Origin of the sequence: Neisseria sp. HMSC058F07 (assembly GCF_001810035.1) — a bacterium.
In the GTDB taxonomy this organism is placed as follows: Bacteria; Pseudomonadota; Gammaproteobacteria; order Burkholderiales; family Neisseriaceae; genus Neisseria; species Neisseria perflava.
On record NZ_KV799694.1, the window covers coordinates 1 to 508 of the forward strand.

Consider the following 508-nt stretch of genomic DNA (forward strand, 5'->3'; position numbering starts at 1 on the left):
TCAGGGCCGTTTGTTCCCTTTGCCGGAAGTAGATGAAGATGATGAAGAGCCGGTATTGTTCGAGAGCGAACAGATTTGGTTCAGCAAAAATCCGGACGGCCATTATGTCATCGCTTCGCTGGACGGTTCGATAGCGCTGCGTTTTGCCCCTTTAACCGTAGCGGAAGACGGTTCGGACGAAGACTGTACCCTCTTCCCTTTGGTCGCGGTGGAAGACGCTAACAGCAACCATCAGCGTTTCGTCTATCATCCGCTGACCGGTCTGCCGCAATACATTATTGACGGCAACGACCGGGTATTCTCGCTGAACTTCGGCAATGTGGCCGATGAGCAGTCACCCCAAATGCGGCTGCTGTCGGTGTCTCTGTTGGAAGGTTTGCCATCCTTCGGCGAAACAGTCCGGGTCGGCAGTCCGCTGGTCCGCTACGAATACAACGGCAGCGGTGACTTAATCCGCGTCATCGGCCGCGACGGCAACGTCAAACGCAGCTTCGGCTATAAAAACAAT

The 508-nt window shown here is 54.7% G+C and carries 1 pseudogene; it reads left to right on the forward strand.

Features of this window, described 5'->3' with window-relative positions:
* A pseudogene (locus tag HMPREF2696_RS11830) lies at nucleotides 1–508 on the forward strand (RHS repeat family protein); the annotation flags it as partial.